Source organism: Anaerobacillus alkalidiazotrophicus, assembly GCF_001866055.1.
This window is the reverse complement of the sequence record NZ_MLQS01000030.1, coordinates 105497-130027: the sequence shown is the minus strand read 5'-3', so window position 1 is coordinate 130027 and position 24531 is coordinate 105497. Positions and strand designations below refer to the sequence as shown.

Sequence of the window (24531 nt, the reverse complement as noted above, 5' to 3'; positions counted from 1 at the left end):
AGTATTTTCATATGTTTAATTACTTAATAAGATTTTAAGAAAATTTCTGACTTTTGTCAAGGGGATGAAAGGATGAAAAAGGAATTTTTTTATAGTTGATGAAGATAATGTGGAAATAGTAGGTCTAAAAGGAGGCATTTACTGACGGTTTTCTTGTTGGGTTGATCCTTTCACTTTTCATTTTAAAGTTTCACTTACGAGAGTTCACCCTCCTACTTGCACAAATCCAACTTTGACTGCAAAAAGTAGCAAAATCACTCACAACATTAAATTCATTCCCTCAAAAAAAGCAGTTTTCCAATGTATTTTACATTAAAAAACTGCCAACATTATTAATCTTTACTAGATATAATCCCATGCTTTAGTGCATATCTAACTAAATTTGATTTTTTCTTTGCGCCTATTTTTTCCATTATTCTTGCCTTATACGTATCTACGGTTTTAATACTAATAAATAATTCCGTAGATATTTCTTTTTGTGTATAACCAAGAGCGATATATTTTAATACTTCTCTCTCTCTTGGACTCAATAAGTCAACTTCTGATCCTACTTCACTTTCTTGTTCACTTTCATTAGGTTTAGCATATAAACTAGGGATTAATGTAGGATATATATAGTGCTCTCCACTTAATACCGTCTGAACAGCAGCAATTAACTCCGTATCAACAGCTCTCTTCAAAACATACCCTGATGCTCCTGCATTTAATCCTTCTTTTAAATAGGCCTCGTCAGAATACATCGTTAGGATTAGTATCTTTGTATCTGGAACTTTTTCTTTTATTATTTTCGTCGCTTCAATTCCATCTTTTTGGGGCATATTTATATCCATGATTATAATGTCAGGTGTATATTTTTCTGCCTTCTCAATAGCAATATTTCCATTTTCGGCTTCCGCTACAATTTCAAAATCTTTCTCTGTTAAAATTATATTTTTTAAACCTGAGCGAAAAACTGGGTGATCATCAGCTAGCATGATTTTGATTGTCAAGAAGTTCTCCTCCTCCATCTTTTAATGAGATTTTCACCATGACAGCAGTCCCTTCATCAATTTCAGATTCAATATTAAACGTTCCACCTAATAACGAAACTCTTTCTTGCATCCCTCTAATCCCTAAATTATATTTTGAAGGATCTTTATTTAACACTTCTTCTACTTGAAAACCTATACCATCATCCTCAATGATCACAGAAATCATCTGGCCATTCTTCATAATAATGACACTAACAGATGTTGCATTTGCATATTTCAAAATATTGGTTAACGACTCTTGGACAACTCTAAATATAGCCGTTTCCACTTCCGGTCTAAGTCTTTCTTTCTCAATACCCTTTAAAATCAAATCAAATTCTACAGGATATTTCTTTTTAAACTCATCAGTGTAGCGCTCAATAGCTACTTTTAATCCAAACTTATCCAAGATGCTCGGACGTAGTTGCCAGGCTAAGTCATGAACTTCTTCAATTGTTTGATGAGCCAAGTTTCTTAGCTTCGTAATTTCACGCTGTCTCTGATTTTCATCGTCTACCTCTTGCAATACCTTTAACCCTAACAATATTGATGATAAAGAGTGACTCGTCTCATCATGAAGTTCTCGTGCAATCCGTTTCCGTTCTTCTTCTTGTACCGTCATTACTTTTCCAAGGAGCATTTGTCGAACTTTTTCTTTCTTCCTAAGTTCTTGCCATAGTTGTATATTTTCAATAGTGACAGATAATTGATTACAAATAGATTTTATTATTTTTACGGAGTAAGGGTCGAGCTCTTTTAAACTACATATTTCTATTTTCCCAACATTTTGCTCCTTTACAATAAGAGGTAGTGAATTATTAACCTTTTTTTCGGTACTAGTACAAAGGCAATGGCTATCTTGTTTATTAAGTAATTCAAATTCTACTAAACAGTTTTCTTTCGAATTAAAAAACGTTTCATAATCATTATCTACTTTTATTTGAATTAAGGCACTGTTTAAGGAAAGTTCACTTACTAAATTCTCTACAAATTTTTCTAAAACGTTTCTTAATTCCTCAACTGTTTTTATATTTGCAGAGATGTTATTTAATAATGTTAATTCTCTGTTTCTTGTTAACACTTCTTTATAGTATTTTTCTTTTTCGTTTCTTGCCTTTTCTAAATTCTCTAACATTGAATTAAATGAATGAGTGAGTTTACCGATTTCATCATTTGAAAAGTTATGAATGCGTGATGAAAAATCACCTTTCGCTACTTGTTTCGTTAAATTTACTAATTGTGTGATCGGATAAGTTATAACCCTTGTGAGCCCTAACACAATTAATAAAGAGAGCATAAGTACAATTAACATCGTGACAAACATTTGCTGTGTGACATCTTGAAGCGCTTGATCAAGTGAATCACTGCGTAAACCGACCCTCGCTGTACCACCAAAACCTTTAACAATCGGAACAGCCACATCTCGAATGATTCCTTTTTCAGTGTCGAACATAACCAAATTATGAAGATCATCTTTGTCTACTTCGTTAACATGAAGTAATTCAGTACTTATATATACATCCTCATACGAATGAACAACCGTCCTTCCGTTTTCATTTAAAATAAATACGTACTCAATATCCCTATTATTTTGTATCGTATCATTCACTAACTTTTGCAAGGCGTATATATTATTGGTAAGCAATAAGTCACTACTTTTAGATGCTACATCACTTCCAATTGATTTAACCCTTTCATCCAATTGTTGTGTTAACGTTTCTGTAATGGAGATCCTTACTCCTATTAAACTTATAATTGTTATTAAAAAAATGATCGCAAAAACCATTCCATAAATTTTCACATGAATAGAGCAACTTGTCATAAAGCTCGGAACCTTTACATGTCTCAACATTAGTCTTCACCCATAAACTTCATTGCATCTCTTATTGGTTGATACTTTTCTCGATTTATAGGAACGTACTCCTGAATTTTCAATTCTTGTAATATATGTTGCCCACGTGGATTTTCATTAAGCGATAAAATTAGTTCCTTAATTTCTGTTTTTAAGTTTTCATCCGTTTTATGAGACACAACAATTGGAGGTGCCCCTGCCCAAGGTCCTTTTTGTACAATTTGAATTTGCATTGCATCTTCATTCTCCAAATCTAGTAACATATCAAATAAAATACTATCTACCGCTGCACCATCAACAGCTCCCCTTGCTACTGCACTAACTGAATAATCATGACTGTACGTATAAAATGTCTCCTCAAAAAAATCGTTAGCTGTATAACCCATTTGGTCTATCATTTCTAAAGCTGCTAACCTTCCTGTATAAGAATACGGATCAGCAAAAGCAAAACGCTTTCCTTTTAAATCTGCCAACGTTTCTAAGCCACTATTTTTATGAGTAATAATATAGGATCTGTACGTATCACTATTGTCAATAATAGTAGTTGCTACATCAACCATATACCCTTCCTCAGTGCCAATAACGTAGGAAAGTGAACAAATAAACGCTAAATCAACTTCTCCGTTTTTTAATAGCTCATTAACCTCATCGTACGTTTGTTTTTGAATAATCAGTATTGGTCGCTCGAGGTGGTCTTCCAAATATTTAATTAATAAATCATACTTATATCTTGTTTCTTCAGGGGAAACAACCGAAGCAAATGCTGTACGAATAACATTCTCAGATTCTTCAAGAAGAGAAGTGTCATTCTCCTCTTCTGTTGAGATAAGGGGAACGTAGGTTAGTTCTTGTTTTTCACTACAAGCAACTACTATTATTAATGATAAAATGATCATCGTCCAAAACCGTCTAATGACAATCCCCCCTAGAATTCTTATTTTTAAAATTAAATTTATTTAAAGATTAATATTTATCTCATCATTCTATTATACATTTTGATGTACTAAAAAAGTTTTTTTTATTTAATTGTCACCAAACGGTTAGATTTCAAATGGAAGCAATACCATTTTATTCAAACTGTATACATTGAGATCCATATGGTAAAAACATAAGAAAAGCGCAAGGCGCCCGCCTATCGGCGACAAACACTGGAAGACCTGCTCGTAGCGGTCGGTTTTTGACCGAAATCTATGTGCTTCTGCGTCTGACAGCTTTGCTTCGAAGTAGGCTTCCTCGAAGCAAAGCTGCATGAAGCTATTCAGAGACGTTATTCAAGTAGTTATTGAAGTCCGTTGCTTGTCTGAAGTGATCGAGCCGATGGCGCCTGGAGCTAGACAGTTTCCAAGTTAGAAAGTTATAAATTCTGATACTATAAAAAAAGCTGTCGGTCAAATACCAACAGCCTTTCGAAAATTTTTACTTTCTAAGTTATCCGATTTTAGATGGATTAGCACTTCTGATAACCTTCGTATCTTCATGACCGTAAGCATCTAAGGAGAATTTCTTTACTCCAAACATGTAAATGAGGACTGCGGCTGCTATTCCACCAGCAATGATTGCCCATTCTGTAAAGGTAGAAGTGTAGATAGCCACTTCTCCGTATGGTTGCACAAGTTGCCCTCCGATAACCATAATATATTTATCTACAAACATTCCTACTAAAACTAGAAGTCCTGCTAAAACTAACTTTCCTGGTGTTCTATTCTTCATTAGCATAAAAATTGGTATAACTAAGCCTAAAGCAATGACGACACCCCAAAAAGCAACTGAATAGGTTCCATTTAAGATCATAGTAAAGTTCTCTGAACCTACATAGAACAATGTGATTAAACGCCATGCATGAAAACCTAAAGCTACAGCTAATAAAATAGCCATTGCTTTCCCTAAATAACTTAATACTTCTTGTAACTGAAAGTTAACCTCATCTTTAGCTACTTTATATGTTAATACTGTTGCAATTAATAACGTTGCAATTCCAGTTATTAACGCTGAGAGTACGAAATAAACTGATGTTGCTCCTCCAAACCAAAGTGGGCGTTGAATAACAACAGCAAAGATCCCACCTAAAATACTTGTCGCTGCAACTGCTCCACAAAGAGTAATATACGATGCTACTTTAACTGCTTTTTCGTTCCCTGTTTGTACCGAGAAAAATTCAAATAGTAATACAACTACATATATTCCATAAGTTGCACCCATCCACCACATTGGCGCTTGTAGATTAGGTGAAGTAATAAAATAAAACACACGGTCCAACCTTCCTAAATCCATGGCAAGGACTAGTAAAGCAGGTAGTAAAACTGAAATAGCTAAATACAGAGATCTTTTACTAATAATCTCAAATCTTTTAAATCCTAATGCATGGCCGAATGTTGATACTAAACACATTCCGCTAGCAGCTAAAGCTAAAAATACATAGGCTACGATTAAAATGTTCCAAGGTACTTGATCAGTAGATCCAAACACTACTTGACCTTGTACGATTGTGTTTCCCATACTAAATATCCCAATAGCTAGAACAATACTAGCAAGGATTACGACAGGTAACCCCTTTGTCAATTGCTTGGCTGTCATTGCTAGTTCCCTCCTTATTATTTAATTGGACATTGCCAATTAATCAAATTCCCCGTTTTGATAAAGAATGCTTTTCCGCACTTGTTTTACATTACACTCTTCACAATACGTTTTTGTTTCTATTTTTTTATCTCCACATCCAGGACACTCATTTAATTTTGTTTCGTGAAGCAATGTACTTTTTCGGATTTCTTCAAAATTAATTGAGCTTTTACGAATTTCTAAACAGACATTTTCACAAATATCACAATCGATGCAATAATGCGCTTGAAATATAAGCGAGGTTTTTTCCTCTGTTTCTTCTAATTTAAGCGCTCCAGTTGGACATGTAGCAGAGCATTTCCGACACAACTGGCAATTGTTAGTAACTTCTAATTTTACAATTCCCAGCTTTTTAGCAATCTTATCTGGTATATTCCCTATACTATTTTTTCCCTTTAGGCAAGATAATAAATATTTTCTTCGATCCGTTAACGAAAGTTTATCTCTAAGATTACTAGACTGATCAAAAGAGTCAAAAACAAGATGTGCTACTTGATCTTTCGTTTTATTTTTTGATAAAGAGAATAATTCTCTTCTTGATACTTTCCGTTTAGAAGCTATTCTTGCGTCTTTATTATCGATGATCTCAACATTACATTCTGAAATATTACTACCATTCCATTCATTTATCCAAATTAAATCTCGTTTGTGGGTCCAGTTAGACTTACAGGAAAGACACCGTTTCTCATTCCATAAAATTTGTATCTCTTTTTCATACAATGTTCCTATCATTAACATTTCAGGTCTAAGCGAAGAGACACACGGTAGGATTACATCTGTACTAGGGTCACCTTGTTCTTCACATGAGAAACAAACACTTTCACAGCTTTGAATTTTTTGTTCATATTTATGGAGCTGTTCAAATTCATAATTGAACGCTTCTGTCGGACATACATGTATACATAATCGACAGTTGCTACACTTAGAGCTATCAAGCGTTAACTTTCCATCTGTAATATTTATAGCTGGTTGGGGGCAAACTTCTTCACATAAAGAACATTGTGAATGTTTATTGCGGTTTCTCAGGCAGCGACTTTCACTTAGACGAACAAAACTTTTATCAACCATTCGCTTTAATAGAAACTTACTCCACATTCGTAGTTCGCCCCTTTCCTAAAATATTAATTATTTATTGATGTTTGTGGATGTAATTCTTCACGTTCACACATAACTACTTTAGCAGTTAAATCTACTAGTTTTTTATAGAAATCTAGATTTCCTCTTTTGTTTATTTGTTCTTTAAACGGTAGTATCCACCTACTTAAATGAGTATGAATAAACTTCGTAAGTAAGTTTAAATATGACAGTTCATTCGTTTGAACATATTGAAAGTAAAGGTAATAAATAAACTCAAGCTCCACTTTAATGTGATCAGGAACATCCTTGAAGTCCTTTGACATGACAATGCCAGCTTCTTGATACATTTGTTCAGCGTACGTAGTGGATTCCCCTTGAAGCTGACGTCCATTTTCTAGATAAATAGAGCTATAGGGTGGTGCAAGTACATCAAAAGGTCCAATAAACAACTTTGCATGTTCTACTGCTAATGTTGTTAATTCTTCATCTTGTTCAAATATTCTATTGAACTCATTCTCTAGCTCTTTACCGTCTGTGACAAGGTCAGGGTAAAGAGTTTGTAGACTATTTCTTAATGGTTCGAACAACACTTGCAAATCCTGATTCGGCTTGTTAAATAATTCAGACAACACTTTATAAAGGTTTGCCTTATGTTGAAAAACTCCTAGTTTCTCTCCCATACTTAGTCACTTCCCCTACTATTCTAGTTAGTTTGTTTATTTTAGAAGCTTCTTAAGTAAAATACTTTTGGTTTTGTTCCAAGATCTTCTCGTAACCCTTTATGATCATGCCTTAATAGTTCATGAATTTTATCGTTTGGATCATTTAAATCTCCTACATATCTCGCTTCTGCTGGACAGCGAGTAACACAATATGGTTGTTCACCACGATCTAGCCGATGATCACAAAGTTGACATTTTTCAACAATCCCACGGTAACGAATGGCTTCATAATTAAAATCACGCTCAGGATTATAATAAGGGATTGGTGTACCAATTTTCTCTTTAATTTCAGCAGGTGTCGCTGATAATTCACTCCACGCTTCTTTTTCATTCCAATATTGGTGTGGATCTTTCTTATTAAAACAGATAACTCCATAAGGACAGGACGCCATACAGCTTTTACAACCGATACATTTATCCGCGTTGTGTAAAGTTAAGCCATTTTCGTCTTTATACATCGCTTTTACCGGACAAGCTTTCACACATGGCGCATTTTCACAGTGATTACATAATGTTGGAATATATTCATATTTTACATTTGGAAATTTACCCGTAGTATTATGAATGTGATGAGACCAATTCATGCCTGGTTCTGTATTGTTTTCATTTTTACATACAACTGAACATGCTGCACAACCAATACATGATTGTAGGTCAATTGTCATTGCATAATTTTTAGCCACAACCGTCACCTCCGTACGTTTTTAACGATCTATTAAACTTTTTCTATCTTAATTCTTGATTGGCCACCATGTCTTGCACCACTTCCGCTTAGTGCTTCATGAACAGGTGCTAAAATTGTGTTATTGTTTCCTCCACGAGCAATTTGCTTTTTACGATCTAGAGATGCGATATGACCGTAAGCCCAGTGGCCTTGACCGTAACACTTCGTTACAACACCTGGACGAGTACCTTCCCATAGCTTTGCTTTGACAGTGATTGAGCCTGTTGCTGAAGTAATCTTAATCATGTCACCATTTTCAATTCCAAACTTTTTCGCATCAATTGGATTAATTTTCGCTACATCGTCCCATGCTTCATCCCCTGGATCAGCATCTTTAAATTCTTGATACCATGAGGTATTAGCTGAACGAGCTTCACGATTTAATTTTGAACGGTGATCAGAGAAAATAAGTGGATACTCATTTTCATCCCCAACACGGTAGGCTGGTTCGTAGTGAGGAACAAACGCTAACTCTCCCCGTGCGGTATAATTTGTTGCTTCCATCACTTTATCTACATTTACATTATGTCTTTCTGCATGGGCTTCTAAGGCTTTCTTTAATGTCTCACTATAGAATTCAAACTGTCCTGTTTCAGTTCCCCAGTTACCGTTCCATTTTTGACGGAAGCGATAAGGAATTGAGTTCCACGTTCCAATCTTTTTATACTCTTCCCAGCCGTTAATGACATCACCTTGTTTTTCAATTGTTGGATCCCATAATGGTTGAGTATATATTTTTGTTGCAATTTCATTAAATTCTTTTCCATTTGTAGGTTTTTTACCCGTTTCTGGATCCACAAACTCGTTGCGGAAATAATCAATAAGGTTAGAGAATCCTTTTCTTTCTAATGCTTCACCTAGCATCCACGGAACCTCTGTTTCATCAATTCTTACGTCAAAAGGTGACTCGATAATTTCATTTTGAATATGACAATGTCTGTATAAATTACCATTACTTCCACGAACGGCACTCAAACGCTCAAACATGTGGTGTGGTACAGGCAAGACAATATCGGCAAAGTGTGTTTGCTCTGCTGGGTTTAATGTCATGTGTACCATAAATGGTAATTTAGCTAATGCCTCATCCCAACGCTCTGTCCCCTGATTACTATAGTTGAAATTCGTCCAGTAGCTCATCACTACTTCCAAACTATATGGATCTTCGTTTAATATTGAGTCGGCTATTGTATTTGTTGGCTTGATCCCACCAGAATTACCTGCATTCATCGCTGGCATTTCTAATTTTCTTCCGCCAAAATCAGCACGTGGCATGCTATTACCATTCGCAGCAATAGGATCTATATATTTCTCAAAGTCTGGGAAACTATTTACTGGACAGCTTTCGCCACCACAAATTACTCCTCCAACATTATCAGCTGATCCTACTAATCCATTTAAAGCTGCCATTGCTTGTGCAGTATATCCACCACGAACGACCATATTCGAGCCGGGTGACATGAAAGAAATTGCTCTCGGTGCGGCACGACCGAAGTCTCTTGCCACTCGATATATTTGTTCTACTGGAATTCCACTGCGCTCAGCAGCCCATTCTGGAGTTGCATCTTTCAGAGCGATGTTCCACCATTTGACTAATCCGTGTGTTTGGATTTCTTCAAAATCTTCTTTATCAACAGTTCGACCCGCTTCGAAACGATTTACACCATCTTTAAAATCTCCTACAAATGGCTTATACCAAAGTTCTTCCGTTAATAATACGTGTGCAATCGCAATCGCTAACGCTCCGTCTTCACCTGGGATAACCGGTAACCACTCATCTGCTTTGGCTGCAGTAGTTGATAACCTTGGATCAACTACTGCTATTTTCGCTTGATCTTTTAATTTACCAAATAAGCTTGCAGTATGAGGTACTTGACGGTTTGAGGCAATTGGATCAGCTCCCCACATTAACTCGTAAAAAGCATTTTCATGGTCATAATCGGCATATCCCCAATACGCTTCTGTATAGTAACGGCCGTGTTTTTCTGTTTCCGCACAGATCGATGAGTGAGAAACATTATTTGGTGTACCAATAATCTTTGGCATATTACCGTAAAGAATACCGTTAAGTGCGGTATAACGTCCGCGCCATACTGAAAACTTATGAGTTTCATTTCTTTTACGAAGATCCATGATTTTATCTGCGATTATATCCATTGCTTCTTCCCAAGAGATAGGTATGAAACCAGGATCTTCATCTCTACCTTTTTTGGGATTCGTTCTCTTCATCGGTTGTTTTACACGATCTGGATCATACACTTGTTGAAGAGCAAGGTGTGAACGAACACAGGAATGTCCATGATTTGCTTTTGCATTTGGGTTTCCTCTTACTTTTGTGGCTCGCCCATTAATACGATACACTTGAACCGCACACCAAGCTGTACAGCCTTGACAAGTACTTGCAATCCATTCACCTTGTGGTTCGTTTTTAGCTGCAGCTTCAGTATTTTTGGTAAATGCATTCAACGCAGGCTTTGTTTGACTTGCTCCTGCTACAAAAAGACCACTTACAGCTGATAATTTAATAAAATTCCTTCTATTAACTTTCACAAATACCACCTCCATTAATTCATAAAGAAGTCTTTAACTTCATAGCTTATGCTTTATTTAAATCTATTTTTATAAGTGATTTACGCGCGCGTAATAAATCTTTAGTAGATTTGACTGTAGACTCTTTAATAAATGTAGTCATTTATTAGTCTTTTACCAATCGTAGTTACATACCAAAGTAGTTTTTTGTATTTTTATCTTTACTTCTTTTCCTCTATATCATCTGCAGTTAACTCTCTTGTAGATTTCTTAAATTCTTTTAAAGTGTCACCAACTGCCCTACCCATTTCTGGAAGTTTTTTAGGACCGAAAATGATTAGTGCGATAACTAAGACCAATATCAACCCTGGAATTCCGATGTTCGTTAAAATGTGAAACGCCTCCTTAATATTAATTATTTACCTTCTTTTCCCCTCTACGCGAATAACGTACAATATTACGTAACCACCTGTGAAACATTGCACAAATAAACTTATACTTTATATCCTTTGGAAAAGGTTAGGTAGGTCGTGCTCACCTTTCTGATAATCTCATTTTGCATGATCTAGAACTTTTTTCTCTATCAGAAAAACAGATACTCCTTGTAGGGAAAAAACGTAATTGTGAATAAAAAAATCCCTACACTCATAAATGTTGTTAAAACAACATTTGCAAGTGTAAGGATTTTCTTTGATTCCTATTGATATTGAGTAAAAGTCACAAACATTTCAAATTTCCAGCTAAATATATCCCCTGTCTTTTCATAATGCTCTCTCCGGGTAATCTGTACAAACCTCTATTTTTCCTGACAGTCGTTTAACATATTCAATTTCTTGAGCTGAATTTGGCGTCCAAGCAACAATTTTCCTTCCTTTTGCTAGGTGGCTATCTACAAAAGGCTTCGTTAAAAAGGGAAATGAGATAGAAATTGTATTAGCTTCGACATGCTCCAACTGTTCATTGAGTAAGGTAGGGTTTCCTACAATAATTAAACCTGTTTGAATACATGAAGTAAGCTCTCTTACCCTTTTTACTTCCTCATGATCAAAAGACGTTATCACAACTTCTAGATCCATGTTCATATTTTGAACGCACTGAACAACTTTATTTGCCAAACCTTTATACATATTACCTGCTGTTTTTAATTCAAGATTTAAACGTTTCTTCCCTTTACAAAGCTGAAGTACTTCTTCCAAAGTAGGAATTTTTTCATCTTGATACTTTGGTGAATACCAGGTTCCAGCATCCAACTTTTTAAGTTCTTTTAAGGATAGATCTTTTACAAAGCCAATTCCATTTGTCGTTCTTTCCAAGCGAAAATCATGAATCATGACTGGTACGCCATCCTTGGTTAGCTGTACATCTAATTCAATCGATTGGATCCACTTTTCATCAATAGCCAACTTAATTGCAGCTAAAGTATTCTCAGGTGCCCTGCTGGACCAACCTCTATGAGCCATAATTGGTTTCATATTTCCTCCTTCTAATAAGAAAAGCCTCAAACTCCTTACTCTCGATCCCTAAAATGAGCTGCAGGCAGATAGTTAGCTTTTCACTAAAAAAATTTTATACTTTCTATAATAATAAGAAGCGATAACATTAACCGTTACCGCTTCTTCTAACTTTTATAATTCTTCCATTTTTTTCAAAACTTCGTTGATCTTCTCTCCAATTAAATAGTCTATTTCCACGACCATGTTTTCTGTTTCAGGATTAACACCTACATAACCTCTTTCGTACCTAACAACCTGATTTCCATCTAAATCAAGAAAACCAAATTTTTGACCAAATTCACCTTGGTAATCCGTCAAAAACTCGAAATTGTCAAGAGGAAATACCTCCTGTAAATAAGCATGTTCTTCAGGCGTCGATAAACTGATCCCATAGAGTTTTACACCTTGCAATTCATCATTACTATATTTATTCAGCTCAACTAGCTGAGTGATGCAAATTTGTCAGCCAACTCCTGTAAAGTATGCATAAATTGTTTTTCCTTCAGGGCTAATGTTAACAAAATTTTCCGTATTATCTAAAAGTGAAATATCGAAGGCTTCTTTACTAAACGTTACTGTTTCTGTTTCTTGTGTATCTTCGCCACCATTACAGCCAGCAATTACTACAACAAGCAATAGAAAAAAAGCTGCTAAGATTTTTTTCTTCATTCAATTGTCTCCTTATTACATCATATTTTTATTATAATGAAACTGAAATAACTTTTTCTAAAACTATTATAGAGATACTACAGCCATTCCTGCAAGTATATAATAGTCGTTTCGTGAAAAGCCCGTGAACTTTTCTACAGAACTTTATTATTACAAATTTTTAAGGGTACCTTTAAACACAACTAAAGGTACCCTCATCATTTTTTTCCTCTATTCAATTCGGTCTACAAAATATTACAATCTAACTTTAACTTCTCATTAATTCTTTTTATTTATTGTGCCACTTTGTCCTATTATTTTATTGCTCCATCGATAACACCTTTAATTACTTGTTTTTGCAGAATAATAAAGAAAATAACGATCGGTATCATTGCTAAGATAAGTCCCGCCATGGCAGGCCCAAAACTAGATGTATATTGTCCAAAGAAATAATAGGTTGATAATGGAATTGTTCGATTTCCTTCTGAAACTAACACTAATGATGGTAATAAGAAGTCATTCCATATCCATAGGACATCTAATATAACAATTGTTACCGTAATCGGCTTTAACATTGGGAATACAACTAACCAAAAAACTTGTAATCTTGAAGCACCATCAATTAATGCAGCTTCTTCAAGCTCTACTGGAATAGATTTCATGAATCCATGATACATAAATGTTGCTAAACTTAATCCAAAGCCTAAATAAAAGAACATTAACATCCATTTACTGTTTAGCAAACCTAAATTTCCATAAATCGATACGAAAGGAATCATTAAAGCTTGGAAAGGAATTATCATCGACGCTACTAATAACATCAAAATCACACCATTCATTTTCCATTTCCATCTCACGAGAAAATAAGCAAGCATCGAAGCAAATACAATGATTAATAAAACCGAAATTAATGTAATTAATATTGAATTCCATAATGCCGACATAAAATTCATTGTTTGAAAAGCAGAAATATAATTTTCAAATGATAGTGCTTTCGGTAGTGCCAACGGATTACTAACAATATCTAGACGGTCTTTAAATGAGTTAATAAAAACTAAGGCAAATGGGAAAAAATATAAGATAAATAGAACAACTGAAAGAGTTAGTAAAATGATTGATTTTATTTTTCTCCTCTTTTTCATTATGCTTCAACCTCCATTTTCTTCATAATTCTAACTTGAGTAATGGCAATTGCTGCGACGATAATGAAAAGAATAAATGCTTTCGCTTGACCAGAACCGAAATTTTGATAAAGAAATGCGTCATTGTATACGTGCATCGCAATTAATTCTGTCGATCGAAACGGACCACCACTAGTTAACGAAAGATTCGTATCATAAACTAAGAAACTACGTTGCAATGTTAAGAATAAGCTTATCGTGAACGCTGGGATCATTAATGGAATTTTTATTTTCAACATTTGTTGCCAAGGATTAGCTCCATCTAAATCAGCAGCTTCAAGCAACGATTTATTAATGCCCATTAATCCTGCAATGTAAATCAACATCATATAACCTGAGCTTTGCCATACTCCAACAATTACAAGTGTCCAAAAAGCTTTTTCTGGAACAGCTAACCATGAATAAGAAAAAATAGATAACCCCGTAGCTTCACCGAAGTGGACGATAACTCTTGTAAAAATAAATTGCCAAATGAAACCTAAAATAATACCACCAATTAAGTTTGGTGTAAAAAAGCCCATTCTAAAAAAGTTTTGCCCTTTCATTCCACTTGTTACGAGTAACGCTAACCCAAAAGCAATCACATTAGTTAAGACTAACGTATAGACTACGTATTTAAACGTAATTTTCATCGAGTCCCAAAATCCTGAGTCTGAAAAAGCTATCGCATAATTTTCAAAACCTCTGAATTCTAATAATGAACCCGAAAAGCCAGTCCAAGTAGTAAAAGTCATCGCAACTCCTAGTAGTAAAGGAAAAATCATAACAACTAGGAACGCAAAAAGGGGAATAAAAGCAAACGTACCGACTACCTTTAACTTATCTACTAATTTTTTTTCATTATACATTCTAGGTACCTCCATCTACTTCATATGTTTTCTAAATTTAAATTGTAGCTAAAAGATGAGATCAACTTGCTCATCGCAAAACATCCGTTCTCTGATTACCAGATGCTTTACGACAAGCAGATCAAAAAAATATAGTAGTGGGATAAGCTGTATTCTGCTCATCCCACAATTAAACCGTTTATTCTCCAGCGTTTTTCCAGTAATCTTCAAATTCTTGAATTAAACCTTCTTTATCAGTATTATCCGAAAGGTACTTTTGCAATGTAGCACCCATTGAAGGCCAACCATCAGCAGGATAATATGAGTTCATCCATTCTAATGTGTCATTTCCTTCCATATAACTTAAAACTGATTGTGATAGTGAATCCTCTGGTTTTACTGTGAAATTATCAAAAACAGGTATAAATTTAAATTCGTTTACATAATGCTCTTGCCCACTTTCAGTACTTACTAACCAGTTAAGAAACTCCTTTGCAGCTTCTTGTTGGTCTTCTGTAGATTGTGACGCATCGATTACCCAATATGAAGGTACTCCAACTGAAATTTCGTTATTTCCAAACTCAGATAAGTCATTACTTACTGGTACAGGTAGGAACCCAAATTCCCCTTCAGGATCAATTTCATGTAATTGTGGATAAGCCCAGTTACCCATAAACCATAACCCTGTTTTTCCGTTTGCTAATGCTAATGCACCATCATCATATTGAGCAGCTAAAGGTGCATTTTTATTTGAATTAAATTCTTTTATTAAATCAAATGTTGTTAACCAACCATTAAATACGTCATTGTCAGATAGAGAAACGTTACCATCTAACATATCTTGCATAAATTGATGGCGCTCATCACGATCAGCTGATTGTGATGCAAATAAAGGATTTGTTAAATGAGCTCCTAATGACCAATCCATTGGTGATACATGAATTGGATCAACCCCTTCTAATGCATCTAATTGCTCTAATAAGCTTCTTAAGTCATCATGTGTTCTAACTGTTGTCGGATCAAAATCTCCACTTACAGCTTGATCAAGAATAGCTTTGTTATAGATAAAACCGAATGCTTCTACTGTAGTCGGTTGACCGAATACAGATCCATCAATAGTTACAAAGTCCGTCATACCTTCTTGAACTGTTTCTACCCACGGTTGATCAGATAAATCTAGTAATCTATCTTTAAATACATCAAATTCCTGTGCTAACATCATAATTGTTGGTGCATTACCAGAAGAATAAAGCGATGTCATTCTTTCGTATGCGTTTCCACCAGCTAATGGAATAATGGTTACTTTTATACCAGTTTCACTTGAAAAGTCTGCAATAGCAGCTTCAAATTCTTGTGCAATCTCTGGTTTACCCAAAAAGATTGAAATTTCTTCCGCTTTACTTGTACTATCTTTAGTTTCTGAATCGTTTGGTGTTGATAGTTCATCATCATTTCCACCACAAGCAGCTAATGCCAAAAGTGCAACTACGACTAAAAGTGATAAAAGTTTTTTCATTAAAGTAATCCCCCTTGAATTTTTTTTTAGGACTTTGGAACCGGTTTCATTTATTATAATACTATGAAAGCGTTTTATATGTCAAACGTTTTCATAAATATTTTTATTTTTTTTGTTAAAGTTTCATGTTTTCATAGTTTTGGTTATTATCTTTCATCAGTTTTCTCAGAATAAGTATTTTTTTGGAAAATAATAGTTATTTTTTCGAAAAATAAAACATGATTTTTTAACATCATTTATAGTAAGGTTTTCATGTGGTTGTTATACTAAATATAGTAACAATAGAGATACTTACATTTATTTCTAAATTACACGAAAACCGTAAACGGTTAGACTGACATAACTTTAATTAGTTATCATCATTATTTACAAGAAAAGCGCAAGGCGCCCGCCTATCGGCGACAAACACTGGAAGACCTACTCGTTTCGGTCGGTTTTTGACCGAAAGAGAAGGGCTGAAGTGGTCGAGCCGATGGCGCCTGAAGCTAGACAGTTTCCAAGTTAGAAATTTATAAATTCTGATTATATAAAAAAATATACGAATTTATTGAGAAATATGTACTTAAAGAAAGGAATTTTACTAGTGGCTAATATAAAAGATGTTGCAGAGCGAGCAGGCGTTTCAGTTACTACTGTTTCACGTGTATTAAATAATCGTGGTTATATCGGTAAAGAAACGAGAAAAAAAGTTGAAGAAGCTATGGCGGAGATGAATTATTCTCCAAATCAAATTGCTAGAGCTCTTCAGAAAAGCCAGTCCTATATATTAGGAATGATTGTTCCTGACTCGAATCACCCGTTTTTCTCAGAATTAATTAAATATGTAGAGATGTATGCAAATGAAAAAAATTATAAAATCCTCATTTGTAATTCACTAGACCAACCTAAAAAAGAAGCTCGTTACTTAAATATGCTAAGTGAAAACAGGGTTGATGGAATTATTATGTGCAGCCATACGTTAGATGTGGATGCTTATAAGCAAGTAAGTTTTCCAATCGTAACTTTTGATCGCATAATTTCAAATCAATTTCCTTATGTTGCTTGCGATAACTTTCGAGGAGGAGAATTGGCTACAGAACACTTAATTGAATTAGGTTGTAAAAACCTGTTACACATCTCTGGACCATTAAAGCTAGATTTACTAGCCAATCGCCGTGCAGACGCTTTTAAACTTAGTTGCATGAAGCACAATGTACATTATGAGGTTATTGAGGGCTCAAATGATAATTTGACTTTTGAATATTTTACTGACTTAATTATTGATAAAATTTCTGAAGACTTGTCTAAATTCGATGGTGTTTTTTGTAGTAATGATATTGTAGCTTATGCACTTTATCTTTACGCAACTGAAAATGGCATAAAAGTTCCTGAACAACTGAAAATAGTTGGATACGACTATCATAGCTTCACAAGAATGTTGCAAACACCAAAGCTTACAACCATTTCCCAACCAACAAATCGACTGGGTAAAGTATTAAGTTCGACTATTATGAATATGATCGAAAACAAAGATGAAGAAACGATCAACAATACTGTTATTGATGTCGAACTTATTAAAGGACATACTACTTGAGAGAACTCGTTCTAGCTTCACTAGAAAATCGGAAATTCAGATGGATCTCAACTCCACCTGAATGGAAGTTCCCACCTACGCTACGCTTAGAGGTGGGGGGCTATGCCCCTTAAGTTTCAAATCAGTTTGATTAACAAACTGGCATTTAAAATGTTAAAAAAATCAATCTCTAAAGTTTAAGAGATTGATTTTTTTATATAACCAGAATTTATAAAGCTGAACTTCAATCAGTGGGGGTTTTCCTTCATCCCCCACTGATTGTTAGTTCAACTTATACCACGGGCATAAGAATAACTAATCATCAGCTTCACTGATGAAAGTTATTCTATATCGGACCTTTAGGGCAGTTTATCCCCCACCTAAACTTCTCGATTTTCTTAAGTTTTGTGCTGGGGGTCTTACTTGCCCCTTAAGAGTGGGATAAATTTCTAAACTTGGAAACTGTCTAGCTTCAGCGCCTATCGCTCGTGACCAAGGCGCTTGGGCTTTTCTAATTAACTTCCTTCAATAATTACGATTGTATTAGTTGGTATATGATCATAAAGCCATTGAATATCGGTATTATGCATACGAATACAGCCTTTACTTACATAACTACCTACTGAATTTGGGTTATTTGTACCATGAATACCGTATGTAGACCCATTCGTACCTGGTACATCTAAACCAAGCCAGTGGCTACCTAACGGGTTATTTGGGTCACCACCAGGAATGTCACTAGTGATATACCAAGGTTTTTCAATTTTATTTACAATTTTAAATGTTCCTTCAGGTGTTAGAGAAGGACTTTTTCCAGTAGCAACCTGAAACCTCTTCACTTGTTTGTTGTCTTGGTAAACGATAAGTGTATTTTCACCTTTATTAATTAAAATGCTGTATGATGGTTTGGAAGGCTCCTTTATAACTGAAAAGTTTGGAATTGATAACACTAACCCATGTTTTACATCTTTTGTTGGATCTATAATACTATTATACGTAGCAAGTCTATCAAGATATATAGATGCTTGGTAATACTGCATTGTAATGCTAAAGAGTGTTTCTCCTTGTTTCACTTCATGAAAGGCGAAGATCAGTGGGTCAGGAAGCTCTAGCTTCATCCCAACATGAATATCAGTAGAAGGGTTAGTAATCCCATTAAAACTTGCCACCTTTGTTTTATAACTACTATCTAAATAATACTTCATCGTAATACTATACAATGTTTCTTTTGGTTGGACGACGTGACTGACTATCTTTTGAGCAACTGGTTTAACTATAGGTGTTTCTTCTTCTGGTTGGATATTACAATTTGGTTCCCTATTATTCGTTTCTAGTATTGTTTCTGTTTTAATAACTGTAGCATTGACAGTTTCTTTTTCTTCACTGTGATTAATATTTTTTTGATTTTCAACACTCTGTTTAGGTGGTGTATCTTTTACACTTTCTAGAAATACGGAAGCTTCAAGACTCATTTCATTTAACTCATCAAGAGTTGCTTCTTCAATAGTATATGTATGAACATGGTCATCTTGACTTATAGAAACGTCTTCACCTTTCTCATCTTTCTCTTGAATTAATACTGGCTTAATTAAAGGTTCATAGTTTGCTTTTATTGAAGCGATTAAATCACTTGTATACACACCTAAAAAGTAAACGGAAATAATTATAGTAATAGTAGGAAAAATGGATGAATTATTTTTTTGTCTTTTTCTTTTTTTCCGTGAAGTATATCCTCGGTTAAATTGATCTTGCATTGGCTCCTAGGCTTCTCCCTTCTCTTTTTAAACTTTTCAAAATCTTAACAATTATTTCATATTTCACTTACCATTTCTTTTGTTTTTGTCAAAATGGGACTTACAAAACAATAAAATACACCTTAATCTCTAATACTAGAGATTATCTTATTTCATAAAACTATGACTAATTCATTATTTATCTATTAAATTAGCAAGGACTATTGTCTTAAAATTATTTTTAGTTTTTCTCCCACTTTTATTGATTTAATATGCTTTAGAACAGGAGATCATTTGAAATCCATCATTCCAACTGATACTGTTTTGTAAATTTTGGATTTCCTCCAATTAACTAATAAGAAAGCCTAGATTAATTTTTACAAACTATAAGTCATTCCCCCCTAATTTTAAATTCCCTATAAAATCGATTCGAATTTTATAACATTATTTTATTTATTTTGGAAAAAATAGACGTATTGATTAATTTTTGGAGAGTGACAACATGACGAATTGCAAATGGCCTCAAGTACCAGAACCATATTGGCAAAATGATTTAGAGATCCCACATTTTCAAAGCTTACAAACGGACATAAGTACAGATGTTACCATTGTAGGTGGAGGAATTACAGGGATTACAGCAGGCTATTTACTTAGTCTTAATGGGGTAAAAGTTACAATAATTGATGCGGGCAGAATTTTATCTGGGACAACCGGACATACAACTGCGAAAATAACAGCACAACATGGACTGATATATGACGAAATAATCCAACATTTCGGAGTAGAACAAGCGTTAATGTATTACCAATCTAATGATGCAGCTCGGGCATTTATTAAAAATACAATTCAAACGCTAAATATAAACTGTAATCTCGAAGAACACAATGCCTACATATACACGAATACAAAAAGTGAACTTAAAAAGTTAGAAAAAGAAGCAAAAGCATATGAAAAGTTAAATATAACAGGAAAGCTAGTTGAAACTACACCACTTCCTTTACCAATGATTAAAGCCATCTTAATGGAAGGACAAGCGCAGTTTCACCCATTAAAATATTTACTTCCTCTTGTTCAATCGATTATCGACAAAGGTGGCAATATTTTTGAACATACAACAGCTGTCGATGTAGAAACAGGAGTGTCTCCAAAAGTAATCACTCGTAATGGTAGAAAAATTACGAGTAAACAGATTATCTCTTGTTCCCACTATCCTTTTTATGACGCTGGGGGGTATTATTTTACAAGAATGTACGCAGAACGGTCCTATGTTGTTGCTTTTAAAAATAAACAACCTTATCCAGGTGGAATGTACTTAAGTTTAGATACTCCAAAACGATCAGTCCGAAGTATGAACAACCTTCTTCTCCTTGGTGGGGAAAGTCATAAGACGGGTCATGGGGTTAATACTATGAGACATTATGAAGCGTTAGCTACATTTGGCGAAAATATTCTTGGAGTTACCGACATTGAATATCGTTGGTCTACACAAGATTTGTATACGTTAGATAAAGTTCCTTATATCGGAACCATAACATCAAATAATAAAAATATATTTATAGCTACTGGCTACCGCAAATGGGGTATGACAAACGGAACAGCCGCGGCAATGATTTTATGTGATCTAATTACCAAAGGAGGACATCCGTACGAAGCTCTTTTTACTCCATCAAGATTTAAGGGTGACCCTTCGATTAAGACATTTGTTCAACATAATACTGATGTGACTCTACAATTTATCAAAGGCAAAATTGATATTAAAAACAAGCATCCTAAAGAGGTTAAAAAAGGGGAAGGAGCTCATGTAACTATAAATGGTAAAAAGTGTGGTGCTTACCGTGATGATAGTGGACATTTACACATTGTAGATTCATCATGTACTCATTTAGGTTGTGAAGTGGAATGGAACGAAGGAGAAAAATCTTGGGATTGTCCTTGTCACGGCTCGCGTTTCTCTATCAATGGCAATGTCATAGAAGGACCAGCGGATCAACCGTTAAAAAAGGTAAACGAAAACAGTACTACTTTATAAATTTTCAATTTGGAGTTTATTTCTATATTTTACATTGTTAAACAATAGTATGAACACGTCCATAATTTGTTATTTCAAAAAAATAATTTTATTATAAAAAAATATAGAAATATCAGATAAATATGATATAGTATTACATGGCAAAAAAACATTTTAGCGGTTTAAAGGAGGAAATTTACAACATGGGTCAAATTGACACAAACCGTGAACAGTGGGGATCAAGGTTAGGTTTTATCTTGGCAGCAATGGGGTCAGCAGTTGGATTAGGAAATATTTGGAGGTTTTCATACGTTACAGGAGAAAATGGCGGAGCTGCATTTTTGCTTATATATTTCTTTTTCATTATTTTCATTGGTATTCCAATTGTTATGGCAGAGTTTACAATCGGTAAACGAGCTCAAAGTGATGTAGTAGGTTCTTTTGAAGAAATAGCGCCTGGTAAACCTTGGGTAATTGCTGGTTTTATGGGTGTTGCATCTGCATTTATCATTTTATCTTTCTATGGAGTAATAGCAGGTTGGACAGTTAGATACTTCATTCATTATTTAACTGGAGGTATAACAGTTGAAAATGATGCTCAGTACGTTGATGTGTTTCTTAATTTTATTACAAATCCATTACAACCTCTATTATGGCAATTTCTTTTCATGGCTTTAACTATCGGAATTGTGTACGTAGGAGTAAAAAAAGGAATCGAGAAAACTAATAAGATTTTAATGCCACTATTAGCAATTCTTGTTATTATACTTGCTGGGTATAGTTTAACATTAGGTGGTGCGTCTGATGCTCTTTCATTTCTATTCACACCTGACTGGAGCAAGCTTTCTGACCCAAATGTTTACTTGGCAGCACTTGGACAAGCATTCTTCTCCTTAAGCTTAGGAATGGGAGCTTTAATTACGTACGGGAGTTACTTATCTAAAAAAGAAAAGTTACCAGGTGCCGCAGCTAGCGTTGCAGCCTTAGATACAGTATTTGCTTTAATTGCAGGGTTAATGATTTTCCCGGCAGTCTTTGCTTTCGGGATTCAACCTGACGAAGGACCAGGTCTTGTTTTTATCGCATTACCTAGTATTTTTGATAATATGGCTTATGGTACGTTATTCGGCGGAGTCTTCTTCTTCTTATTAGCAGTAGCGGCTCTTTCGTCGTCCGTCTCATTATTAGAAGTTGCAGTAGCATATTTCATTCGTAAGTTTAACTGGACAAGACAAAAAACTACTATTATTATCGGTGGAATTATCTTTATCATTGGAGTACCTTCTTCACTAAGCCAAGGAAATTGGTCACATATTACATTCTTTGGGGCTAGTATTTTAGATAGTATGGACTTTATTGCATCAAATATTCTCCTCCCACTTGGCGGGTTATTAATCGCTTTATTCGTTGGTTGGGGTTGGAAAAAATCAGATGCTCTTGAAGCTTCTGATTTTGGTGATACATTGCTAGGTAATTCTTGGATCTTTATATTAAGGTATTTTGCACCTATCGCAATCTTCATAGTATTTTTAGCTTCAATCGGTGTATTTTAATTAAGTTCTCTAGAAAAGCGCCTGGAGCTAGACAGTTTCTAAGTTAGAAATTTATAAATACTGATTATTCTAATAAAAACCAATCAGATGCTTGCCTGATTGGTTTTTATTTATATATTTTTATCGAATAATATTTTTCGGAAAAATATTATTCGATAAAAATATATAAAGGACCAACAATCTAAAATGTGTCAGCCCTCTATAATTAATATTAATTTTTTAATCCTTCAACAAACACTTTTACATTTTCTTTCATCATACCGATGTAGTTTTCGGCACCGCTACCTTCTTCTCCAACTGCATCAGTATATACTTCACCAGCAATTGCAACACCTGTTTCATTAGAGATCATTTCCATATAACGTTTGTCAATTGTAGACTCTACAAATAAAGCGGGAACATTATTTTCTCTAACAAAATCACTTAAACGAGCATATTGTTGTGGTGTACCTTCTTCTAATGAATTAATATCCCAAATTCCTTCCGTATGGAACCCATAATCTTTACCAAAATATTTAAAAGCATTTTCACTTACAATAATAACACGATGCTCAACTGGAATTTGCTCAAACTGCTCTACAATCCAATTATCAAGTTCTAGTAATTCAGCGATGTAAGCTTCCGCATTTTCACGGTAAATAAGTTCTCCTTCAGGATCTCTTTTAATTAAATCTTCAACCAAATTTTCTACATAAATAATTACATTTTTTGGACTTAACCAAGCATGTGGATCGGCTTCATTATTACCAACCAACGGGATTTCTGTTACACCATCAGAAAGAGTAACAATATCTGTATCTGAAATATTTGAAATTACTTTTTCTAACCATTCTTCTAAATCAAGACCATTTACGTAAAAAACAGACGAGTCGCTTATTCTACTAAAGTCTCCTGGGGTTGGCTCATATTCATGTGGCTCTTCTCCAACAGGAACAATATAATTAACTGTAGCACGCTCTTTAGTAACTTGCGAAATTATATCACCTAAAACAGAAAAGCTCGTTGTAATAAACAAACCATCTTCTTCTGACTTAGCCGTTTCTTCTGAACTACATCCAACAATTAATAAACCACACACAAAAATAAAACTTACAAATATTAAAAATTTCTTCCTAAACATTTTTTCACTCCTCACAAATCTTTATATAACAAAAAACGAAGTTAACAACAATAATCCAATCAAAGCATAATAGACAGTTAGTGTTGAAGATATTCGTTTTGTAATTTTCATTTGTTCAACAATCCTCCTTTTTCCCCAAACGAAATTTCTTTCCTCAAGGAAACATTTTATCAAAATATATAACACTCAAGTATTTATACAAAAAACTGTAAAATATTTAAGTGTTTTTTTACTTTAATGAATTTCATAATTGCTTATTTTCGCTACTATGAAATTCACTCACTTATCTTAATTTATAGTGTTTATCACAAAATTGTGCATGTATCTATTTTTTGTATATAGATAAATAAGTTTCCTTAGGGCAAAACTTATT

General features: G+C 34.4%; 20 protein-coding genes. 3 read left to right on the top strand and 17 right to left on the bottom strand.

Going from position 1 to position 24531, the window contains the following annotated elements; all coding sequences use genetic code 11:
- Positions 1-332: 332 nt before the first annotated feature.
- The 15 genes from BKP45_RS16745 to BKP45_RS16675 all read right to left on the bottom strand — a co-directional run bounded on the left by BKP45_RS16745 (position 333) and on the right by BKP45_RS16675 (position 16192).
- On the bottom strand, positions 333-989 hold the full coding sequence (locus BKP45_RS16745) for a response regulator transcription factor (protein WP_084787843.1): 657 nt from the start codon (positions 987-989) through the stop codon (positions 333-335).
- Positions 964-2862 (bottom strand): sensor histidine kinase, encoded by a 1899-nt coding sequence (locus BKP45_RS16740; protein ID WP_071389741.1) that lies wholly within the window; start codon positions 2860-2862, stop codon positions 964-966. The genes BKP45_RS16745 and BKP45_RS16740 overlap by 26 nt, the downstream gene beginning before the upstream one ends.
- Positions 2862-3758, bottom strand: a complete 897-nt coding sequence (locus tag BKP45_RS16735; protein WP_071389740.1) for a substrate-binding domain-containing protein — start codon at positions 3756-3758, stop codon at positions 2862-2864. The genes BKP45_RS16740 and BKP45_RS16735 overlap by 1 nt, the downstream gene beginning before the upstream one ends.
- A gap of 532 nt (positions 3759-4290) precedes the next feature.
- Positions 4291-5436 carry an NrfD/PsrC family molybdoenzyme membrane anchor subunit gene (gene nrfD, locus BKP45_RS16730; protein ID WP_071389739.1) on the bottom strand — a complete coding sequence of 382 codons (1146 nt, stop codon included), beginning with the start codon at positions 5434-5436 and terminating at the stop codon, positions 4291-4293.
- 39 nt (positions 5437-5475) lie between these two features.
- Positions 5476-6573 carry a 4Fe-4S dicluster domain-containing protein gene (locus tag BKP45_RS16725; RefSeq protein ID WP_071389738.1) on the bottom strand — a complete coding sequence of 366 codons (1098 nt, stop codon included), beginning with the start codon at positions 6571-6573 and terminating at the stop codon, positions 5476-5478.
- Positions 6574-6599: 26 nt separating this feature from the next.
- Positions 6600-7235, bottom strand: coding sequence for a TorD/DmsD family molecular chaperone (locus BKP45_RS16720; RefSeq protein WP_071389737.1), 636 nt, complete (start codon positions 7233-7235; stop codon positions 6600-6602).
- A gap of 41 nt (positions 7236-7276) precedes the next feature.
- Positions 7277-7960: a 4Fe-4S dicluster domain-containing protein gene (locus BKP45_RS16715; protein WP_245747439.1), complete on the bottom strand. Its 684-nt coding sequence runs from the start codon at positions 7958-7960 to the stop codon at positions 7277-7279.
- Positions 7961-7992: 32 nt separating this feature from the next.
- Positions 7993-10548 (bottom strand): molybdopterin-dependent oxidoreductase, encoded by a 2556-nt coding sequence (locus tag BKP45_RS16710; protein WP_071389736.1) that lies wholly within the window; start codon positions 10546-10548, stop codon positions 7993-7995.
- Positions 10549-10748: 200 nt separating this feature from the next.
- The gene (locus BKP45_RS16705) at positions 10749-10919 is read right to left on the bottom strand and encodes a twin-arginine translocase TatA/TatE family subunit (RefSeq protein WP_071389735.1); all 171 of its coding nucleotides are present in this window, start codon (positions 10917-10919) and stop codon (positions 10749-10751) included.
- A 369-nt stretch (positions 10920-11288) separates the two neighbouring features.
- Positions 11289-11999, bottom strand: coding sequence for a glycerophosphodiester phosphodiesterase (locus BKP45_RS16700; RefSeq protein WP_071389734.1), 711 nt, complete (start codon positions 11997-11999; stop codon positions 11289-11291).
- A gap of 153 nt (positions 12000-12152) precedes the next feature.
- A complete protein-coding gene (locus BKP45_RS16695) occupies positions 12153-12431 on the bottom strand; it encodes a hypothetical protein (protein ID WP_139193811.1) in 279 nt (92 codons plus the stop codon).
- A gap of 51 nt (positions 12432-12482) precedes the next feature.
- Complete coding sequence (locus BKP45_RS16690) at positions 12483-12689, bottom strand: hypothetical protein (RefSeq protein WP_071390741.1); 207 nt, start codon at positions 12687-12689, stop codon at positions 12483-12485.
- A gap of 293 nt (positions 12690-12982) precedes the next feature.
- The gene (locus tag BKP45_RS16685; RefSeq protein ID WP_071389731.1) at positions 12983-13810 is read right to left on the bottom strand and encodes a carbohydrate ABC transporter permease; all 828 of its coding nucleotides are present in this window, start codon (positions 13808-13810) and stop codon (positions 12983-12985) included.
- Positions 13810-14697 (bottom strand): carbohydrate ABC transporter permease, encoded by an 888-nt coding sequence (locus BKP45_RS16680; protein WP_071389730.1) that lies wholly within the window; start codon positions 14695-14697, stop codon positions 13810-13812. The genes BKP45_RS16685 and BKP45_RS16680 overlap by 1 nt, the downstream gene beginning before the upstream one ends.
- Positions 14698-14875: 178 nt before the next feature.
- A complete protein-coding gene (locus BKP45_RS16675) occupies positions 14876-16192 on the bottom strand; it encodes an ABC transporter substrate-binding protein (protein WP_071389729.1) in 1317 nt (438 codons plus the stop codon).
- Positions 16193-16775: 583 nt separating this feature from the next.
- Between BKP45_RS16675 and BKP45_RS16670 the strand changes: the two genes are divergently transcribed.
- Positions 16776-17765 (top strand): LacI family DNA-binding transcriptional regulator, encoded by a 990-nt coding sequence (locus tag BKP45_RS16670; protein WP_071389728.1) that lies wholly within the window; start codon positions 16776-16778, stop codon positions 17763-17765.
- A gap of 494 nt (positions 17766-18259) precedes the next feature.
- On the opposite strand, the gene BKP45_RS16665 is transcribed toward BKP45_RS16670, so the two are convergent.
- A complete protein-coding gene (locus BKP45_RS16665; RefSeq protein ID WP_071389727.1) occupies positions 18260-19498 on the bottom strand; it encodes a L,D-transpeptidase family protein in 1239 nt (412 codons plus the stop codon).
- Positions 19499-19979: 481 nt separating this feature from the next.
- Here BKP45_RS16665 and BKP45_RS16660 point away from each other — a divergent pair, with 481 nt between their 5' ends.
- Positions 19980-21506, top strand: a complete 1527-nt coding sequence (locus tag BKP45_RS16660) for an FAD-dependent oxidoreductase (RefSeq protein WP_071389726.1) — start codon at positions 19980-19982, stop codon at positions 21504-21506.
- 182 nt (positions 21507-21688) lie between these two features.
- Complete coding sequence (locus BKP45_RS16655; protein WP_071389725.1) at positions 21689-23038, top strand: sodium-dependent transporter; 1350 nt, start codon at positions 21689-21691, stop codon at positions 23036-23038.
- Between the two features lie 211 nt (positions 23039-23249).
- On the opposite strand, the gene BKP45_RS16650 is transcribed toward BKP45_RS16655, so the two are convergent.
- On the bottom strand, positions 23250-24158 hold the full coding sequence (locus BKP45_RS16650; RefSeq protein WP_071389724.1) for a metal ABC transporter substrate-binding protein: 909 nt from the start codon (positions 24156-24158) through the stop codon (positions 23250-23252).
- Positions 24159-24531 lie beyond the last annotated feature (373 nt).

What these genes read in the sequence shown, in the direction of transcription:
- BKP45_RS16655 (WP_071389725.1), top strand. Translation starts at nt 21,689, where the DNA reads ATGGGTCAAATTGACACAAACCGTGAACAGTGGGGATCAAGGTTAGGT.
- BKP45_RS16740 (WP_071389741.1), bottom strand. Translation starts at nt 2,862, where the DNA reads ATGTTGAGACATGTAAAGGTTCCGAGCTTTATGACAAGTTGCTCTATT.
- BKP45_RS16685 (WP_071389731.1), bottom strand. Translation starts at nt 13,810, where the DNA reads ATGAAAAAGAGGAGAAAAATAAAATCAATCATTTTACTAACTCTTTCA.
- nrfD (WP_071389739.1), bottom strand. Translation starts at nt 5,436, where the DNA reads ATGACAGCCAAGCAATTGACAAAGGGGTTACCTGTCGTAATCCTTGCT.
- BKP45_RS16735 (WP_071389740.1), bottom strand. Translation starts at nt 3,758, where the DNA reads ATGATCATTTTATCATTAATAATAGTAGTTGCTTGTAGTGAAAAACAA.
- BKP45_RS16650 (WP_071389724.1), bottom strand. Translation starts at nt 24,158, where the DNA reads ATGTTTAGGAAGAAATTTTTAATATTTGTAAGTTTTATTTTTGTGTGT.
- BKP45_RS16675 (WP_071389729.1), bottom strand. Translation starts at nt 16,192, where the DNA reads ATGAAAAAACTTTTATCACTTTTAGTCGTAGTTGCACTTTTGGCATTA.
- BKP45_RS16665 (WP_071389727.1), bottom strand. Translation starts at nt 19,498, where the DNA reads ATGCAAGATCAATTTAACCGAGGATATACTTCACGGAAAAAAAGAAAA.
- BKP45_RS16725 (WP_071389738.1), bottom strand. Translation starts at nt 6,573, where the DNA reads ATGTGGAGTAAGTTTCTATTAAAGCGAATGGTTGATAAAAGTTTTGTT.
- BKP45_RS16680 (WP_071389730.1), bottom strand. Translation starts at nt 14,697, where the DNA reads ATGTATAATGAAAAAAAATTAGTAGATAAGTTAAAGGTAGTCGGTACG.
- BKP45_RS16660 (WP_071389726.1), top strand. Translation starts at nt 19,980, where the DNA reads ATGACGAATTGCAAATGGCCTCAAGTACCAGAACCATATTGGCAAAAT.
- BKP45_RS16690 (WP_071390741.1), bottom strand. Translation starts at nt 12,689, where the DNA reads ATGAAGAAAAAAATCTTAGCAGCTTTTTTTCTATTGCTTGTTGTAGTA.
- BKP45_RS16720 (WP_071389737.1), bottom strand. Translation starts at nt 7,235, where the DNA reads ATGGGAGAGAAACTAGGAGTTTTTCAACATAAGGCAAACCTTTATAAA.
- BKP45_RS16700 (WP_071389734.1), bottom strand. Translation starts at nt 11,999, where the DNA reads ATGAAACCAATTATGGCTCATAGAGGTTGGTCCAGCAGGGCACCTGAG.